Annotated in this window: 14 protein-coding genes; 7 read left to right on the top strand and 7 right to left on the bottom strand. The window is 45.0% G+C overall.

Going from position 1 to position 19,115, the window contains the following annotated elements:
* Positions 1-20: 20 nt before the first annotated feature.
* The gene (locus KIT90_RS19715) at positions 21-2,684 is read right to left on the bottom strand and encodes a nitrate reductase (RefSeq protein ID WP_285378204.1); all 2,664 of its coding nucleotides are present in this window, start codon (positions 2,682-2,684) and stop codon (positions 21-23) included.
* A 290-nt stretch (positions 2,685-2,974) separates the two neighbouring features.
* On the bottom strand, positions 2,975-3,409 hold the full coding sequence (locus KIT90_RS19710; protein ID WP_104037390.1) for an N-acetyltransferase: 435 nt from the start codon (positions 3,407-3,409) through the stop codon (positions 2,975-2,977).
* 362 nt (positions 3,410-3,771) lie between these two features.
* Here KIT90_RS19710 and KIT90_RS19705 point away from each other — a divergent pair, with 362 nt between their 5' ends.
* The 6 genes from KIT90_RS19705 to KIT90_RS19680 all read left to right on the top strand — a co-directional run bounded on the left by KIT90_RS19705 (position 3,772) and on the right by KIT90_RS19680 (position 12,844).
* Positions 3,772-5,988 (top strand): EAL domain-containing protein, encoded by a 2,217-nt coding sequence (locus tag KIT90_RS19705; protein WP_285378202.1) that lies wholly within the window; start codon positions 3,772-3,774, stop codon positions 5,986-5,988.
* Between the two features lie 220 nt (positions 5,989-6,208).
* Complete coding sequence (locus tag KIT90_RS19700; protein WP_285378200.1) at positions 6,209-7,465, top strand: aromatic amino acid transport family protein; 1,257 nt, start codon at positions 6,209-6,211, stop codon at positions 7,463-7,465.
* A 766-nt stretch (positions 7,466-8,231) separates the two neighbouring features.
* A complete protein-coding gene (locus KIT90_RS19695) occupies positions 8,232-10,007 on the top strand; it encodes a diguanylate cyclase (RefSeq protein WP_285378199.1) in 1,776 nt (591 codons plus the stop codon).
* A gap of 8 nt (positions 10,008-10,015) precedes the next feature.
* Complete coding sequence (locus KIT90_RS19690) at positions 10,016-10,351, top strand: hypothetical protein (protein ID WP_005439286.1); 336 nt, start codon at positions 10,016-10,018, stop codon at positions 10,349-10,351.
* 255 nt (positions 10,352-10,606) lie between these two features.
* Positions 10,607-12,385 (top strand): S8 family peptidase, encoded by a 1,779-nt coding sequence (locus tag KIT90_RS19685; RefSeq protein ID WP_285378197.1) that lies wholly within the window; start codon positions 10,607-10,609, stop codon positions 12,383-12,385.
* Between the two features lie 12 nt (positions 12,386-12,397).
* Positions 12,398-12,844, top strand: coding sequence for a hypothetical protein (locus KIT90_RS19680; protein WP_285378195.1), 447 nt, complete (start codon positions 12,398-12,400; stop codon positions 12,842-12,844).
* Between the two features lie 135 nt (positions 12,845-12,979).
* Here KIT90_RS19680 and KIT90_RS19675 read toward each other — a convergent pair whose 3' ends face one another.
* From KIT90_RS19675 to KIT90_RS19655, 5 genes are all read right to left on the bottom strand, one after another.
* Positions 12,980-13,240 carry a hypothetical protein gene (locus KIT90_RS19675; protein WP_285378193.1) on the bottom strand — a complete coding sequence of 87 codons (261 nt, stop codon included), beginning with the start codon at positions 13,238-13,240 and terminating at the stop codon, positions 12,980-12,982.
* Positions 13,241-13,341: 101 nt separating this feature from the next.
* On the bottom strand, positions 13,342-14,634 hold the full coding sequence (locus tag KIT90_RS19670; protein WP_285378191.1) for an alkaline phosphatase: 1,293 nt from the start codon (positions 14,632-14,634) through the stop codon (positions 13,342-13,344).
* 132 nt (positions 14,635-14,766) lie between these two features.
* A complete protein-coding gene (locus KIT90_RS19665) occupies positions 14,767-15,696 on the bottom strand; it encodes an SRPBCC family protein (RefSeq protein ID WP_045477731.1) in 930 nt (309 codons plus the stop codon).
* Positions 15,697-15,824: 128 nt separating this feature from the next.
* The gene (locus KIT90_RS19660) at positions 15,825-17,066 is read right to left on the bottom strand and encodes a HAMP domain-containing sensor histidine kinase (protein WP_045477730.1); all 1,242 of its coding nucleotides are present in this window, start codon (positions 17,064-17,066) and stop codon (positions 15,825-15,827) included.
* Positions 17,038-17,706, bottom strand: a complete 669-nt coding sequence (locus KIT90_RS19655; protein WP_009704613.1) for a response regulator transcription factor — start codon at positions 17,704-17,706, stop codon at positions 17,038-17,040. The genes KIT90_RS19660 and KIT90_RS19655 overlap by 29 nt, the downstream gene beginning before the upstream one ends.
* A gap of 89 nt (positions 17,707-17,795) precedes the next feature.
* Here KIT90_RS19655 and KIT90_RS19650 point away from each other — a divergent pair, with 89 nt between their 5' ends.
* The gene (locus tag KIT90_RS19650; RefSeq protein WP_285378187.1) at positions 17,796-19,055 is read left to right on the top strand and encodes a DUF5666 domain-containing protein; all 1,260 of its coding nucleotides are present in this window, start codon (positions 17,796-17,798) and stop codon (positions 19,053-19,055) included.
* The last annotated feature ends 60 nt before the right edge of the window (positions 19,056-19,115 follow it).

The following is a 19,115-nucleotide window of genomic DNA, read 5'->3' as shown; positions in this document are numbered from 1 at the left end:
GTGCTTATCCTCTTTATGACTTACTTTATTTGAATAGCCAGACTTTGCTGGTTCGCTTGCTGTTTGCCCTTTTGATGCTGATGGCTGTCGACCATTTGTTTGATTTGAGAAACACACGAGCCACAGTTAGTGCCGCATTTGAGTTTGTTTTGAAGTTGGGTCAATGAAGTGCAGTCTTGTTTCTCCATCGCGTCATGTATTTGTTTATCGGTGACGCGGAAACAACTACAAACCAGTTTGGCGCAGCTTTGCGATTGAGTGATGGTAAGCAGTTGCGATAGCTCCATCGGCTTGCCAATCAAGCCAGTAAAGTTCGTGTAGCCGGTTTGAATCGGTTCGCTAGACACCACTAAAACAGAGCGAATGATACGAACGTCTCCAACAAGGTCGTAATCCACCGCGAGCCAACCCTGGGCAATATCTATCGTAATTCTGCGGCTCTTTTCCGTTCGACAAAAACTCTGCTTCTTTGGTCGCTTATCGTGTGCAAAGCGCCAAATGCCCAAATTGCTTTCTGCTTGAAATGCGCTGTAGAGAAACTTGCCGGAATCAAACTGTGTACCGATGAACATACCGTAGGTTTTTACCGCTGCGTCTTGCACTTCAACATAAGATGACTTAAACGCAGGCTGCCCGGAAATAGGGTCTTTTGCGCTGTTTACTATCGCGTTAACACTGCTTTCACCGCCATATCGACCCGCCCAGTGCATTGACATAAACAGCTCCTGAAAACCTAAACCTTCATCAATGGCAACTTTGGCATAAATACCGGTGTTTGAAGTAGGCTGAAACAGCTTGGTGAGTTGTCCTGCTTTTAAGCGATTTTGAGTAGCAGAGAGTGTGTTCATGTACACGGTTGGCTCTAACTCAGAGGCGGCAAGGTGTGCGATATGCCCTGTGCGCGTCATGGTATGCCATTGGTCGCGTTGCCTGCCCGTATTGAGCCACCAACCTTTTGTTCTCTCTAAACGCGTTGGAGATTCACTGGTCACGACAAAACGCGCTTTACCATCTGGGTGCGAATAGACGCCATCAGCAAAAGGACGCTCTCCTCCCCATTGTGTTGGCACCCACTCTTCGTATTCTTGCTCGGTTAAGTTGGCGTATTGAGAAAGATCTAGCTTCAATGACGAATCTGCATTCATGCCTGTCATCGCCGCATATTCCCGGAATACCGCCCGCTCAGAAGTAAACGCAAAGCCATTTTGTGTCTTTTCCAATGCACACAGAGCTTGTCCAACTTGACTTATCGCCCACCAATCTGATTTTGCTTCACCGGGAGGCGTTTGAAACTGGCGCTGCCTAGAAAGTCGACGCTCAGAGTTGGTCACCATGCCTTGCTTCTCACCCCAACCAGCGGCGGGCAGCAACAGATCCGCGTAATGCGCCACATCCGAATCCGCTGTGATATCGGAAACAATCACAAACGGACAAATCTCTAGTGCACGTTTTACCAATTGGTTATCTGGCAAAGAGACAACGGGATTGGTTGCCATGATCCACAGAACTTTAATCTCACCACGTTCTACCGCCTCAAACAGTTCAACGGCTTTTAAACCGGGCTGAGTGGCAATTTCTGGTGAATCCCAGAACGTCTGCACTTGCTTGATAGACTCTGCGTCAAAAGCACGATGAACCGCTAATTGATTTGCCAAACCACCCACTTCTCGTCCACCCATCGCATTCGGTTGACCTGTAATAGAAAATGGCCCGCAACCTGACTTGGCAATTTTACCTGACGCCAAATGTGCATTAATAATGGCATTGCCTTTATCGACACCATTTTCGGCTTGGTTAACCCCTTGGCAAAACAACGTGATTGCGGCTGGGCTTTGTGCAAACCATTGGAAGAATGTCGTGAGTTTTTCTTCTGAAATCCCAATGGAAGACGTTAGATTAGTGACATCGTAACGCAAGTCAGAGACTTCTTCTGCAAGCGCATCAAACCCGTCGGTATAGGAATTTATGTATTCAGAATCAATGCATTGCTGCTCAATAAGAAACTTCAGCAGCCCATTGAAGAGTGACACATCACCATCGTTTTTAATCGGTAGATGCAAATCCGCTTGCTGCGCAGTGACCGTTTTACGCGGGTCAATGACCACCAGCTTGAGGTTAGGATTGTTTTCTCTCGCTTGTTGAATACGTCGGAATAAAACAGGATGCGTCCAAGCGGTATTAGCACCGCAAATTATCAATAGCTCAGTCTTATCAATATCGTCGTAATTGACGGGAACGACATCTTCACCAAATGCTCGTACATGAGCCGCAACCGCCGAAGACATACACAAACGGGAGTTCGTATCGATGTTTGCGCTGCCAACATAGCCTTTCATGAGTTTGTTGGCGACGTAATAGTCTTCCGTTAACAACTGGCCTGACACGTACATCGCGACGGAATCCGGTCCAAACTCCGCTTTCGCTTTATGAATCTTTTCTGCAATTAGATCTGTGGCTTGTTGCCATTGCATTTCTTGCCCTTGAGGTCGCTGCTTGGTGACAAGCTTTGGATACAGCAAGCGCGAAGGCATATTCAAGCTCTCTGCCAGCGCGACGCCCTTTACGCACAGTGATCCCGCATTTGCAGGATGACACGTATCCCCAACGATTCCTTTCGCATTGACCTCGACACCACATCCAACACCACAGTAGGGACAAGTGGTTTTTTTGCATCCTTGCGACATTCCGCCCCCTGATTCTTTCCTTAGAATGACGAGCTACAAGCGAAAAAAAACCTCTCCCGAAACGAGAGAGGCTGCATTGCCTATAAAAGCTCAAAAAAGTAATACCCTATCCGCTTAACCGCCTGCTAAGGGAAAGCGGCGCATCGAGTTAACGATGAACATAATCTAAATTGCAAACCCGATGCCAATTTTATATTACATTACATTTCAACAACTTAACAAAATCCACTTTCACTTTAAAATTGGCAATGCACTGATTAGGTGCGAGTTTGAATCACAGAAGTGCAAGATTAACGGGCTAGTGCCATGACCAGTCTAGGCTCTCCATCACCGAAATAATCTTCTTCTTTTTCTAGAACCTTAAAGCCTAACGAAGTGTACAACTTGTAAGCCGGCGCATTGTTTGGATCGACAGTTAACTTAATGACAGAACCGGAACTTGCTTTTGCGATTACATTCTCCACAAGCGAACGTGCAATCCCCTTTCCTCGATGCTGACTATCTACCGCAAGTGACAAGATCCAATGGGTGTTTTGTTCATCACTTTGTGCCATCAAAACATAGCCTGTGACTTGCTCGTTTTGTTTGGAAACCACCAATCCCTGTTGCCAGCAATCAAATGCTTGTCTGAAGAAGAATCTTGGATATGCATGATGCCCAAACAGCTTGTGTTCGAGCTCGTATAGTACAACTAAATCTTGTTTTTCTGCTGAGATGATCTTCATTGTGGTCTCTTCTTTTTACGGCATGACGAACGAAATATAGTGGCGAAATGAGACGGAACCTAACGATTTCATGAACTTCTTTCGATTTTATTGATAGTCGTACCTCTAAATTGAAGTATTCTGCGCGACTTTCCATGAGAGCTCTTTCATATAAACGGAACGTCGTACCAGTTTTTATTTGATTGTTAGCGCTTTTTTGTTGAATAATCGCCGCTCTTATATACAAAAATAATAAAAACAATACGGACGAACACCGTCCAACATGAGCAACAACGCTCATTTTGCTAGGCGAATCATCATGGAAATGAAGAACTCGCGTTTACGTCAGCGCTTCGATTTAGTTGTCAGAATTAGAGTGGATAATGTCGGTGTCTGGGTTCGAGCAAATCAGCCCTTTGCTCGATTATAAAAATAAAAAGTGGTGGCAGTTTTTAGGCATACAAATCCTAATCTTTTGCGCAATACAAGTTAGCTATAGCCTCTCCAATTTCTATGTGATTGCGCAAGATCGCGTTCACGTACTCTCTTTTACGGCTGCTTTCGTTGTTACCGTAACGCTACGATACAGTTGGCGAGTCCTCCCGACTATCGTGGCAGGGCTGCTGTTTTACTATGGATTCTTTTCCAAGCGTCCATGGGAAATGACGGTGCTGTTTTCTGTATTGCTCCCCGCACTGCCTTTGTTGTTTTGCCAATTGTATCGTGCAGCCTTAAAACGCGTTGCTGCGTATAACTTCACGGTTAAACTTGGCTACTACGCTGCGTTTATCGGAATACTCTATCCAATTGCAAACACCGCATTGCTCATGTTGATCAGTGTAATGCTAGGTGGATCCTCTGACTTTTCTTTCGAGTTTGTCGCTTACTCAGTGTTAAGCGCAATCCTGACTCAAATGGTACTTACCCCACTGCTAAGCCTTGGCCTTAGCTATGTACTTGATGGAGAAAACGCGCCTTACATAAAACTCGATCGTGCCATGATGGCAGCCTACTCCAACCCTTTGCATTATCGACTGTGGCTGATGGTGTGCGCGCTGTTTTTAGTGGCCGGAATCTCGGCACAAAACCCGTTAACTTTGAATACACTTAGCTTAATGCTGCTGTGTTTGGTCGGCATGGGGCTCGGAAAGTTTGGCTTGCTTCGTCCAATGCTGATTGGCGCTGCAACATTGCTCGTTTGTGTCGAGAACATCATCAGCCGCTACAACTTGGATTTCATATCACGTGAACAAGTTTATGCGATGTTGCTGGTCTTGTTTGTACTGACCATGCTCACTTTTATGCTTGGTGCTCATACAATAAAAAACTATGTCACTACACGTAATGCGATTCGAAAAGAACGCATCGATAGCTTTACGGGGTTATACAATCTCGCGCAATTAAAAGAAGATGTCGCAACGCAAACTCACGCGACACTGATCTACATTGACCTTGAACCCACCCTTTCTAAGCTCAACGGGCTTGGTCACCAAGGCCGCGCGCAACTTATGAAACAGTTAAGCCAATATTTGGCTGCCAATACCGAGCATTTAAAACGCGCCTATCTGCCACCTTTTGCCAGTGGGTTACTCTGTTTCGCCCCAAAACTGCCTGAGATGGAAAGCGAATTAACCAAACTGATTGGGCTTTTAGATCGATTCTATTTTTACTTCGACGACAGCGCGGTAAGCCTTGTAAAACGTACCATCCAGTGTGCTTCCATTTACGGAAACCACAATCTTGATCCTTTGATCTCCAAACTGTGCGAGCAACAAGGTCGCGACACCGCATGCGTGAACTGGGTAACACACAATCAAGAAGAAAATAAGACACTTAACCAATTGAGCTTCATCCAACAGTGCTTTCGCGAAAACGAATTTGAGCTCTATTGTCAGCCGTATCGAGCGTTATCGGATAACACTCAAAATGCCCACTTTGAGATTTTGCTGCGCCTTAAGCCCAAACAGGGTGAACTTATGTCTCCGGCCGAGTTCTTCCCTTTAATCAATGAGTTCGGTTTAGAAAGAGAGCTAGATAAATGGGTAATCGAACACACTTTCAAAGCGCTAAAAAACCATATTAAAGATTGGGACTCGATCGGGCGATGCGCCATCAATCTGACCGCCAAAGCGCTGAATTCACAGGGCTTAGCGGAAGACATTCAAACCGAAGCGGATCTACACCAGATCCCGATGAACAAACTGTGTTTTGAAATCACGGAATCGGACGCACTTCGTAATGAACCAATTGCAATTCAAAACTTAAACAGACTTCGAGAAGCAGGTTCCACCATCGCACTGGATGATTTTGGTACCGGTTATGCGAGCTTCGATTATTTGCGTCGCCTTCCCCTTGACGTGTTGAAAGTGGACGGCTCATTCGTGAAAAACATTGTCGACAGTGAAAATGACCGAATAATCGTCCAAGCCATCAGCCAAGTCGCCTGCAGCATGCAGTTGGTTACGGTTGCCGAGTTTGTCGAATCAGAAAATCATATCGATACACTGAAAGCGCTAAATATCCAGTTTGCTCAAGGGTTTGGGGTCGCAAGACCACTGCCGCTTTCGGAACACCTTACAATGTTATCGAACAAAGCTTAACCACAACATCTAAAACCATAAAATCGTAATATTTCGCGATATAGTTTCAATTCAAACATACCAAACTGGAACTATATATCGCTTTTTTCAAATTTTCATGGTTCGATAGTTTACTGCCCTGCCTTTTCACTAGCACGATTCACCACTTGGCCAATGTGATAACAATCACTAAAACATATAACATCCGCGCGATTATTATTTTTATAAAGGCGAGTTTTAAGTGAAAGAATCTCGAGATACGTTAAATTTTAGTGAATTAAACACAACAAATACTTGGACAAAACACGATACTCATTGGGTATTAAGCTTGTTTGGTACTGCCGTAGGTGCTGGCATTCTGTTCTTACCAATAAACCTTGGTATTGGTGGTTTCTGGCCGCTGGTTGTCATGGCGATTCTTGCATACCCAATGACTTACCTAGCGCACCGTGGCCTCGCTCGTTTCGTACTGTCATCAAAGATCAAAAACGCAGACTTTACCGATGTTGTAGAAGAACACTTTGGCGCGAAAGCAGGCCGTTCCATTTCGCTGCTGTATTTTCTTTCTATCTTCCCGATTCTTCTTATCTATGGCGTCGGTATTACCAACACCGTTGACAGCTTCATGGTCAACCAAGCAGGTATGGAGCCATTACCGCGTGCCCTACTGTCTGGCGTATTGGTGTTTAGCTTAATTGCCATCATGATGGCGGGTGAAAAGGTGATGCTACGTGCGTTTGCCATCATGGTTTACCCATTGGTGGCGATTCTGGCGTTTCTTTCATTTTATCTAATGCCAAACTGGAGCATGCCAGTGATGGATGCACCAGAAATGTCGTCTTTTGCAAGCACAATGTGGTTAGCGATTCCCGTGGTGATCTTCTCGTTCAGCCACGCGGCCGCAATCTCTAGCTTTGCAAATGTACAGCGTCGCCATTATGGAGAAGGTGCGGACGTAAAATCAGAGCTTATCTTGCGCCGTACTAGCGTCATGCTGATCGCATTTGTTCTTCTGTTTGTGTTTTCTTGTGTATTAGCGCTTTCTCCAGAACAACTGGCAGAGGCAAAGTCACAGAACGTATCTGTACTTTCTTACTTAGCTAACGCTACGGACAACCCATTTATCGCAACACTTGGTCCGCTTGTGGCATTTGTCGCGATCACCTCTTCTTTCCTTGGCCACTTTTTGGGTGCACGTGAAAGCCTAAATGGTTTGATCACTAAGCATTCAGATATGCCGAAACGCCGTGTTGATCACATCAGTGTTATGGTGCTTTTCGTGTCTATTTGGATTGCGGCAATCATGAACCCAAGCATTTTGGGTATGATGGAGGCACTATCTGGACCAGTTATCGCGATGATCTTGTTCATTATGCCGATGTTGTCGGTATACAAAGTGAAAGCACTGCACAAATATCGTGGAAAAGTGTCGACATACTTTGTACTGATGACGGGTATTGTTGCAGTAAGTGCGTTGGTTTTTAGCTTGTTGAGTTAAGAAAAGAGACTTAGGTGGGATTTTCAGGGGAATACCTTATTTTTTATTAAGGTAATTCCCTGAATTTTGCTATGGTTTTCTAATCAGTAATGAAAAATTACTGTCTCATTACATGAGAGTGAAAACGCCTGCGATCATTAGTACTGACGCGATGCAAGTACGGCCGATAATACCGAAGCGGGAAGGTTGAATCATTTCGTTGTGCATAGGCAATCTCCTTTTTTGTTAGAACAGCCAATTTTTCATGGCTTAATAACACTATGTCTAAAAACACCTTTTTTCACAAGACATACCAATATTAAATATTTATGACAGTCTGATGAAATTTTAGAGATCGAACGATTTTTTAAGACTCATTTCCCTTCTTCAACCATTGCGCGCTAAAGTATTTCAAGCTTTTTGTCATTGCAGCAAACACAAGCAAACCAACATTAGCCACTCTATCAAGGCATTCGTTTTTAAGTAGGTCTTTTTAAAAACGCCCATATTTCATATGCCTAATTACATTCATCTAATAACTAACTTTTTCAAACAGATAAAATAGATAAATCTGTGGGTGTTCACTGATAAGAAGTGATAAACTTTTAGGGTGTTTCAATTTATAGAGTTAGCTTTTATCAACAGCCTAAAGCTTTTCCCGTTTAAAACGTTACGATACCTATTTCCGATTGTGTTTGGCGCTTTGTGCTCGACAAATAGCATTGCGGCAGATAACGCGAATAAAGAAAGCTATCTCAGACACCATCTCACCATAAAAGATTATCCGATGCTTGAGTTCTACTTTGACTCCATCGGCAAGCCTCGTTCTATCAAATCAAGTGATTTAACGCTTCCCACTGATGCTTCACCAAATTCAGAAGCCTTGTACTATTTTGCGCGTATTTATCTAGAACGTTATGAAGGGGTTCCCCTACCCGAGATTCCGGATCTTGTGGCGTTTGGCAAAAAGCACGAGTTACCTTGGGTCATCGCTGAAGCCAAATTAAACCAAGCCGTCGAATTGGTAGAAGCAGACGACGTTTGGCAAGGCGAATTGCTGCTGCATGACGTCATCAACATTTCACGCCAAATCGGTTACAACTCGCTACAAGGTCGAGCTTACCGTTGGCTTGGTAATGCGGAAGTACAACGAGCGCAAGTACAAACTGGTTTAAAACACTACCGAACCGCTTACGATTTACTTGAAGACTCTGAATTTGAAATCCAGACTGCGATGACTCTTAATAACATTGCATCGCTCTATATGGAGCTGTCTGATTGGGATCGCGCTAAAGCCTATCTTGACCAAGCCATCAGTGGTTATCTCAATAGCAACGAGAAATACGACAACAGCCTGTTCCTTGCAATTATGTATGCGAACTTGAGTGTCATTAACTACGGAATGGGCAAATACGAAGAATCGGAACATTACTTTGAGCGTGCGGCAAAGCTCTCTATGGATACGGGCTCAGTAAGAATAAAACACAACTCCGTTTCTAACTTATCACAGCTGCTTAGCACGCTCGGTAAAATGGAAGAGTCTTATAAGTTAGCTCAAGCTTGCTTAGACCTCCCTAACCCACAAAAACTAAAAGGCATGAAAGCCGCTTGTCACGAGGCATTTGCCGAAGCTTATCTGAAAGATGGCAAATACGAACAAGCCATTGAAAGTGCAAAACTCGCGCTAGAAGGCCTAAGTGAAACAGCAAGTGCAGAAACCAAACAACAAATGGATCTGTACTTGGTCTTGGTTCGTGCTCATCAGGAGTTGAAGAACTTTGAAAAAGCGTTCGACAACTTGGGCCGTCTACGTAACTTAGAGAAAAGCTTCGACAATCATGTTCATGGCGACGAGATGATTAACATCAAGCTCGATTTAGAAGCCAAACTTGCTCAAAAAGAACTGACATTGCTTGAAGCGAAAAATGCCCTGCAAGCATCGGAACTTGAGTCGCAGCGCTATCGCGAAATCTTTTATTTTCTCATTGTGGCCGCGATTGGCTTCTGGCTATTCCGCTACATTCGTCAGATGAACAAAATCAACGAAGAGCTCACTCAGCAAAACACCACCGACCCGTTGACTAAGATACATAACCGACGTTATCTGCCAAATTGGTTAGATAACATGGCGAAACGCAGCCCGGGGCGTAAATTTGCTTTGGCCGTGATTGATATTGACCACTTTAAAACGTTCAACGACCAATACGGGCATGACTTGGGTGACAAGATGCTGACTCATGTCGCGCGTATCCTTGATGAAGCAACTCGCTCCGGAGACTTACTGGTACGCTGGGGTGGTGAAGAGTTCGTCTTATTATTTGAAATCCGCCACGCCGACGACTGCGCAAAAACCTTAGACCGTTTGAGACTTGCAGTTGAAAACAACAACCTAGAGGTTGACTCAGACTCTCTAGGCGCGACAATCTCTCTCGGCGCGGTTAACGAGTTAAGCGCGCAATCCATCAAACAAGAGTGGGATCAATGGTTTTTCGCTGCTGACCAAGCTCTGTATGATGCCAAACAAGCTGGACGAAACCAGTTCAAAATTCACTCGACGTCATAGAAAGCACAATGAAGAAAACATGGATTATTGCTGCCCTATCGCCATTCATTTTGGCCGCATGCAGCAATCAACAAGCCGCACAATTGGGAATGAGAAGCAGCAGTGTGAATGTATACGCTCAACAAATGAGCAACATACAGCTATGTGAAACCCTGTATTACAATCGAGCATCCAACCAAACTCGTGTTGCCATTGGCGCCGAGTTTAATCGCAGAGGCTTAAACAAACGTTGGTGCGATCAAGAATACAAGAAGTTCTATGTAGAAAAAGTGGTTGACGGGTTGCTGTCTCGTAAAGAACAAGCCCCTACAGAACCTGAGCCAACCATACAACCTGCCATATAAATCACCCCATTCCATAAAAAGCAGGAAATTACTCTAATTTTCCTGCTTTTTAAACACGCAATCTTTTCTCCAAATATCTAGAATCTTCCGTGACTTCAAGCATTTAACGTCAAGATAATGTCGTGCGTCGAAAAACAAAAGTAAATAAGATGTAAACAGTTTTCGTCTCCATTCTTACCCGCTAGCTTTGTTTAGACCTGTTTAAAGGAGTATCGAACAGGGACAAAAATTCCAAACAAAGACATGAGGTCACAAATGGAAACACGCATTAATCGCCTATTCGCTGCGATGTTAGCAGTAGGCATTTCACCTGCCGTCTCGGCTTACGATCCGCTCTACTCAGAGCAATGGCACCTAGATAACACAGGCCAAACTGCATTTGCAGCTAACCCTGCTGTTGCGGGTAACGACTTAAATACCAAACTGACACAAGCAATGGGTATTGCAGGTGTAGGCGTAAAAGTTGCAGTCATTGACTCTGGTGTACAGATCGACCACCCAGACCTTGCGGGTAACGTAGTCACAGGTAGCAGAAACTTCGTTGAAGATTCACCATTCCCAGCCGATTACCCAGTAGACGCAAATGGCCACGGCACTGCCGTTGCTGGCCTAATCAGTGCGGTTGGTAACAACGGTGAAGGTGTTCGCGGCGTTGCTTCTCGCTCATCTCTAATGGGCTTTAACTGGCTCGCTAACCAAACTCTTGAAGGTTGGTTGATTTCACACGGTGCAGACGCGTCCACTAGCGATGTCCGCGTATTCAACCAAAGTTATGGCTTTAGCCCTATCACACCAATTCCTTTCGATGAGAACGACCCACAGTTCAAACTTGAAATGGATGTGATGAAGGACGTCAGCGAAAGTAATGCTTGGGGCCGTGGTGCGGTCTTCGTGAAGTCTGCAGGTAATGGATACCGCTACTTCAACACTGGTCGTTTCTTTGTGCTTCCAAGTGATTTCTTCGCAGGCGGCGGAAACCAAGGGCTACCAATGCACAACTCGGCACAATCTTACGATAACTCAAGTTATTACAACCTAGTCACTAGTGCGCTTCGCGCCGACGGTACTCGTGCGAGTTACTCTTCCGTTGGTGCTAACGTTTGGGTTGCTGCACCAGCCGGCGAATATGGTCAAGATTTCCCAGCTATGGTCACAACCGACTTGATGGGCTGTGAAGAAGGTCAAAACACCAGCGCTGATCTTGGTATTAACGGCCTACACGGTGGTACAGAACAAGATCCGAGCTGTAACTACACCAGCACGATGAATGGTACCTCTTCTGCTGCGCCAAACACTTCAGGTGCGATAGCGGCAATTATGTCGACAAACCATGCGCTAACCGCTCGTGACGTGCGTGCGCTGCTCGCGGAAACCGCTAGCGTGACTGACAAAGATCACCCTGGCGTTCAGCTTGAGTTCGTAAACAACCAAGGTGAACTGGTGAGCTACGAAGCAATCTCACCATGGCAGAAAAACGCAGCGGGCGTCGACTTCCACACCTTCTATGGCTTTGGTGCGGTTAACCTTGATGAAGCAATGAAACGTGCTCGCATGACAAACAATGTTCTGCCTGCACAGATCATTACTCCATGGGCAAGCAATGCGACAGAAATCAGCGTTCCAGATGCAAGCTTGGTGGGTGGCTCTTCAGCAATCGCAGTGACCGATGACATTACGGTTGAATCGGTACAGGTGAAACTAACACTTGAGCATTCACGTCTACCTGATTTAGCAATCGAACTGATTTCCCCTTCAGGCACACGGTCTGTTCTACAAACGCCGCGTAACGGCCTTGTTGGTCAATCGCTCGATCCAAACGTGACAGGCTATGAGAATCAACTTCTGCTTTCTAACCAGTTCTACGGTGAGGACGCAAAAGGCGAGTGGACGCTACGCGCGATCGATACAAACGGTGATGAAGTGTTCTCATTCATTGCATATTTCAACTCTTCAGCTATCTATGATGTACCGATGGCAAACAACGCAAAACCTGGTGTTATTAAAAACTGGTCTATGCGTATCTTCGGTCACTAAGGAGTCATTCACATGAAACTTATGACATTTTCTATTCTGGCTCTTTCGACTATGGCAACCGCTGTCCATGCAGAGCAACAACTAGCAGAACAACCAGCGCCTGAGCTGTTTGTGGCATCAGATGCCGTCGAGATTAACGGCCAAGATTACCGCAAACTTTCTGTCGATAACCTTTCAGAAGCCGCGGAACTGCATGCAGGCGATGAAGTGTTTAAGAACGCGTTTAGCAACGTATCGAAAGCCACTGGCCTGATTTTCGTTACCGTGAAAAATCCAGCGGATGCGAAAGCCGTGGCTAAAGAACTCAAGCTTGACGTTGTATTTGCACAAGGTGAGTCTGCAGTATTCAAAGCGTCTGAGGGCCAAGACCTGCTTGGTATCAGCGATTACCTCAATGCTGACAGTCGCGTAAAAGCGTCTAAAATTGAACTAAACAGCGGTAAATTCCGTGCACAATAATTCTCTAGCAAAGAGAAGTTGGCTCTGAGCACTATGACGTAACACTTGAGTTATCGTTATAGGGCGATAAAAGTAATGCCTCAGCAATTGCTGAGGCATTTTTTATTTGGTTCATTTTCACTTTGAAGTGTCAAATCAGACGTAAGTATCGACGTGGTTCATTTTATTAATGATCTTTTGACCATCAATACGACGCACAACCGCCCCATCCTCATTCTTGATCACCATAGTTGGTTTTCCAGTTTGGGTACTCAACTCTGCACTCACATCAATTCGATTCGCTTTAAACGCCAGATTCATATAACGACTGGCGTTTTTCAAATCGAGCTGGCTACTGGTTACATAAGGGTTTGTTTTATTCTCTATACGCATCACATCAAAGATTCCGCACTGCATGTTGCACAAAAACTAAGCTATGCTAATTCGCTCTATTTGTCATGCAAAATTATCCATAGAACGGTGATCTAGGCGACAAGTTCACGTGACAATCTATCCTGTTAATCTTGGATGAATGAAATCAACTTCTTGGCAATGTCAGTGTTATTTTGTGAACCGACAAACTGCTCAGAACCTTTGCCATAGGCGAATACTTGAACGTCAACCGCAGTGTGCCCCTTTGTTGTCCAGCCGGTGTAGCTCTTCTCGTTGATGATGGCTTTCACTTCCTTGTAGAGCGTTTTTGCTGGCTCTTCACTCAATTTCGCGTACGCCAGTTTTCTACCTTGCTCTTTGGACAAAGGCCAATCAACAGACTCATTCCATGTCGCGATCATGTCATTCGACTGCGCAAGAGACATAGCTAAAGGCCATGCGGTTTTATGGACACCTTTGATCACTTCAGTATCCCACTGATACTGTCCATTCGCGCCAAGGGTTAAACCGCCAGTAGAGTGATCTGCCGTGACCACCAGTAAAGTATCGGGATGACCATCCACATAGGCTTTCGCTAACTCTACGGACTTGGCAAAGTCGCTCATCTCTGCCATTGCACATGCTATATCATTCGCATGACCACACCAGTCGATCTGACTCCCCTCAATCATGACAAAGAAACCATTGTCCTGACGCTGCAGTAGTGACAAGGCTTTATTGGTCATCTGTTCTAATCGTGTTGGATTTTCATCAAGTGCAAACGGAAAGGCCTTATCTGCAAACAAACCTAATGCAGGTAAGGTTTGCAGCGCAGGCAGTTGTTTGAAGTCCGTGATGTACTGATAACCTTGCTGCTTGAACTCATCAACAAGGTTGCGATCATCACGCTCGAAATAGCGCACACCGCCACCCAGCAGTAAGTCCACTGGCAGTTGGTCATCCACTTTGTTGTCGATGTAGTCATTGGCGATGGCATCGTAGTTTCGGCGGGATTCATTGTGCGCGGCAAAACTTGCTGGTGTCGCATGGTTAATTTGCGAGGTTGCCACTAAGCCTGTCGTCATCCCTTCTTCTTTTGCCATCTCTAACATGGTTTTGATTGGCTGCTTATCGGTATCCACCGCAATCGCACCATTGTAACTTTTCACACCCGTACTAAGAGCCGTTGCGCTCGCCGCACTGTCGGTAACATAAGTGACATCATCAGGGTATGTTTTAGCCATACCAACCAAAATGGAATCGAAGATGGTCGGTTCAACCTCTTCGGTTTTTGGATCATCGTGGTAATAACGATAAGCGGTAGTAAACGCAGGGCCCATGCCATCACCGATCATAAATATAATGTTCTTTGGTGCATCATCTGCAAAGGTAGGCGTGGCAAAAAGGCAGGCAGTAATTAGGGGGTATTTAAGCTTCATATCTCATCCATGACATAATACGATGGTGCCACAAGGGCACGCATCAACTTGTGTATCGTTCTAATTTATAAACGAATACTATCATGCAGTTGAGATGAAACATGGCGTTGCTTCATAGTTTTACAACGCACATCATTTCTTGAAGACAATCACTTCCGTCAACAAATCTGCTTTATCGGTTTCATTTGGATTGTTCAGGTAACGCTCGATACCCAATGGCTTGGTTTTGACTTTGATACCGTTTTGTCGAGTAAGATTCATGACAAACGACCAAGCATTCCCTAAGAACCAGTATTCACCTTTGTGTTCAACCACATAAGTTTCACACTCAGGGATCGTCCCAGCCACAAAATCGCCAGTAGCTGCGACGCCTGCTTTCACTGGCAAGCAAGTGATGAATTCGAAGTAACCTTGCTTCATGTCCATAGAAAGGTAGTAACAGAATAACTCCCCTGTCACTGGTAAGCTTTCTCGCTCTGCCATCTCGTACAGTCGCGCCACATGATCTTGCATGACGGGTCCCAATTCTGGAATGGTTCCGGCCCCCATTAAGCCAATGTAGTTAATTTCATTTTGTTTGCGGGAACCGACGTCGGTAAGCTGAGACAGCACTTGGCCCGTTTCCATCTGACTTTTCAGCATGCGAAGTCCGCGGTCATAATCCATACCAATCATTGACTTAAACATGTTTTTCAAGAAGAACAAAAACCAAGGAACTCGCGATTGCATCAACCATTCAACCGTGCAGCCATTCTGTGACGGCGTCACTAAAAACGTCACTTTTGCGTGACTTTTGAATGGCCGGAAGAAGTGAAGTTCCATATCTAGGCGGTGTTCCTGTGTGCTCTCAAGTACCATCGCCCCTGTCCCGATGCGATGACCATTCCACTGATACCCAGAACCAACCACACCTTGTTCATCACTGTAGGTGAGTTCGCATTCTGGCTCCATAATGATCCACGGCGACCACTCTGGCCAATGAGTAAAGTCTTTCAAGTACTCGATGATGTCACTTTGTGTCTTTTCAATTTCGATGCTTCGATTGACCTGATACGAGAGCATAGCCACTCCTTGCAATTCACTTTGACTCTTTTGAGTCTAATCGATATCGAATTTTTTTCTTGTTTCACTGGCAGTTAGATACTAAAAAGCCAGAGTACGTTCTCTGGCTTTTAATAATTTGCGGGCGTTTAAGAGCGAAAATCGATTTTTGCAGTAAACCTGACGCCATCATCGTCCAGTTCAAATGGCCAACTCATTCGCTCACAGATGCGCTCAACAATCACCAAGCCACATCCATAGCCAGCGTTGTAGGTTTCGTTGCCATCGTGGCGATTCATAATAGTAAGCTGCGTCTCATTGAGAGCAATTTCTATATCACCCACACTGTAGCTGAAAGCGTTTTTTATCAGGTTATTGATGACAATCGTTACGAAGCTTTCCGGTGCATGTACCATACCACTGTTGGTCTCTTCCAACTTGTACTCCGCACCTTGCTTGGCAAATAACGGCGCGAGTTCGTCTAGTTGCTCATTCAAACAACGCAATAACGCATGATCAGCGTAATGTTGCGGTTCCACCTTCTCTTTACCCAATAGCAAAAAAGCCTCCGTTAACACTCGCATCTCTTCACATGCCGACTGCATACGGGTAATTGCCTTTTGTGCGATAGGCAGTTGCTCTGGCACGCGGCTCAGAATGTCGGTAGACCCTTTGATCACCATGATTGGCGTGCGTAGCTCGTGTGACGCAAAGCGGCTGAACTCTTGTTCCCGTTTGAAGTAGCCCGCGATCTCGTTCTTGCTGTCTAATAGCGTCTGTTCGATATGGCGTGTTTCACTGAACTTGGTATCAACCTCAAACGTTGGTTGGTCCGGCGGCATTCTGCCAATCTTGTCTTCGATCTTCGCTAACGGTCGAGACAGAATACGCACCATGTAAACGCCATAGCCCACCATGATGATGGAGAACAAGCCACCCAAGAAGAAAGTAAATTGATGCAGCGAGCTTTCGTATTCGTCCAAGTAGTCATCGGAATCATCTTGGAAGACGATGTACATTAGCCCTTTTCCGGACGGATGCTCGAACACCACGAAGTGCTTATCTTCTTCACCTAATAAGTATTCGTAGAAGCCAGGAAACTTGAACGACAATAACCAATCTGGCGTTGGCGCTTCGCTCCAATACGAGTCAAACTCCATCACATTTGGCAATGGCGCATCCCACCCCATCTGTTGGTAGTTTTCTTTGTATAGTGCCACTTCGGTATCAAGCCAGTGGTGCAAGCTCAATACTTCGAGTTTATTCTCAGCAACGTAGATCAACGACCAAAATAAGGTGAACATCGCAAAGGTCATCAAGCCAAAACCCCAGCGGATCTTGCGATATATACTCGGGTATTCTTTATGCTTTGAGTCGGTAGCCTTGTCCATGAATCGTCTCTAATCTGGAATCATCAAAACCCTTGTCGAGTGCCGTTCTTAAACCATAAATGTGGCTTCTTAATGCATCGCTGCCCGGCGGTTCATCGCCCCACACGTTCTCAATAACTTCAGTACGAGAAACCGCAGACGGTGCACGCTTCAATAACAACTTGAGAATTTTGGTTTGAATACGACTCAGCTTGATGTGTTTGCCCATGCGCGTCACTTCATCAGTGCGAGCATCCAAACTAATGTCGGCAAACTTCAATGTACCAATGTCTTGTCTTGGGCCTCGATTGGCCAGAGCATGAACTCTCAAGCTCAGCTCCTGCATGGCAAAAGGCTTCATCAGATAATCATCGCCACCCGCGTTAAAGGCAGCCACTTTGTCATCTAAGGTATCTTTGGCGGTTAAGAACAAAATTGGGGTACCACAAAGAAGTTCTTGGCGAAGTTTCTCAACCGTACTGATGCCATCGAGTTTTGGCATCATGATGTCCATGATGATGACATCGTAATGATTTTCTTGAATTAAATTTAGCGCAGCCTCTCCGTGGTAAGCGCAATCAATGGTCATTCCTTCGAGTTCTAGATAATCGGCAATGGTTTCTGAAACATTGTGATTATCGTCGACAATTAATATTTTCATAGGCTCACGTTTCTTCACGATCACTTCACGATACGCGTCATAAGATACAACCAAATTCATAAATAAGCTTTCAAAAATAGGTCGATATCATGAAAAAATTAGCGCTTGTAGCGGCAGTGGGTTTGGCATTATCTGGTTGTGGTGGGTCTGGTGACGGCGGTGGCGACAACACTGGTGGTTCTGTAACTCCACCAGTAACAGAGCCATCGATTGCATCAGTTACGGGCTCTATTGAAAAGGTTAACGGAAACGAAATTACGGTGAACGGTCGTCCATTCACCGTTGAAAGTGTGAAGTTCAATAACACGACTCTACCAAACTTCACTTTCACACCGAATATGACCAATATGATGGTTCAAGTGAATACGGCACAAAAAGCAAGCTCAGCAACTGTGACACTAGAGCCAACAATGGCAGGTCTTGTTACTTACCGCAACGGCACTTCATTTGCTGTAAATGGTATAACTCTTAAGTATGCAGATCTACCAAGTGATATCGGCGTTGGTGATTGGGTCTTTGTGTCTTCTCTACCAACAGCGGACGCAGGTTATAAGGTCCTTTCTGTTGTTGTGATAGATGTAGACGGTGAGTATCCGTTTCTAAAAGATCACTACGAAATTGAAGGTCGAATTGCGAGTATCAACACTAACGAAGAAATGTTTGTCTTAGGTTCAGATATTCATGTTAATTACGGTAACGCACGTCTACCAATGGATGGTTTAAAGGTTGGCCAATGGGTAGAAGTTGAAGGCCATAACGCAGGGGATCACTTTGCTGCGACAGAAATTGAGCTAGACAGTTATGACATCGATAATGCATTTGATGACAGCGATATCGAGGGTATTATCACTTCAGTTGAGGACTTGCATACAAGTATGCCAAGTTTCACTCTAAACTACCGTGGCTCATTCGCTACTGATTCATCAACATGTTACCGCTTAGATGACAGTTACAGCTGTGATTCAAGCCTGAAAACAAACCTAAAACAAGGTGTTGAAGTTGAGGTGACTTCTAAAAACGTATCAGGTCAACGTATTGCGTCTATCGTTGAATTTGACCAACCTGATTGGGATGACAACCAAGGTAACTGGAAAGGCAAAGCATTTGAGTGTGACGGCCGCGTTTCTAACGCTATTTACAACGAAAAAACCAACGAGCTCGTATCTTTTAAAGTCTCTCGCTGTGAAAATGATTCAGAACAAATGATTGCAAACAATGAAGTTATCGTCGATACACAAACTCGATTCGAGCATATTGATAAGAAGAACATCAACGGCACTCCAGTTGAAGTTGAAGGTATTATCATTAATGGTCAAAACATTGCTCGCGAAGTAGAGCTCGACGACTAGTATTTATCCCTATCAAAGCACCACCCGCGTGGTGCTTTTTTCGTTTGTACGCATTGATGC

The sequence above is a fragment of the Vibrio sp. B172a genome (genome assembly GCF_030248355.1).
Taxonomy (GTDB): Bacteria; Pseudomonadota; Gammaproteobacteria; order Enterobacterales; family Vibrionaceae; genus Vibrio; species Vibrio owensii.
The sequence above is the reverse complement of the archived record's forward strand: the minus strand, read 5'-3'. Positions and strand labels throughout refer to the sequence as shown.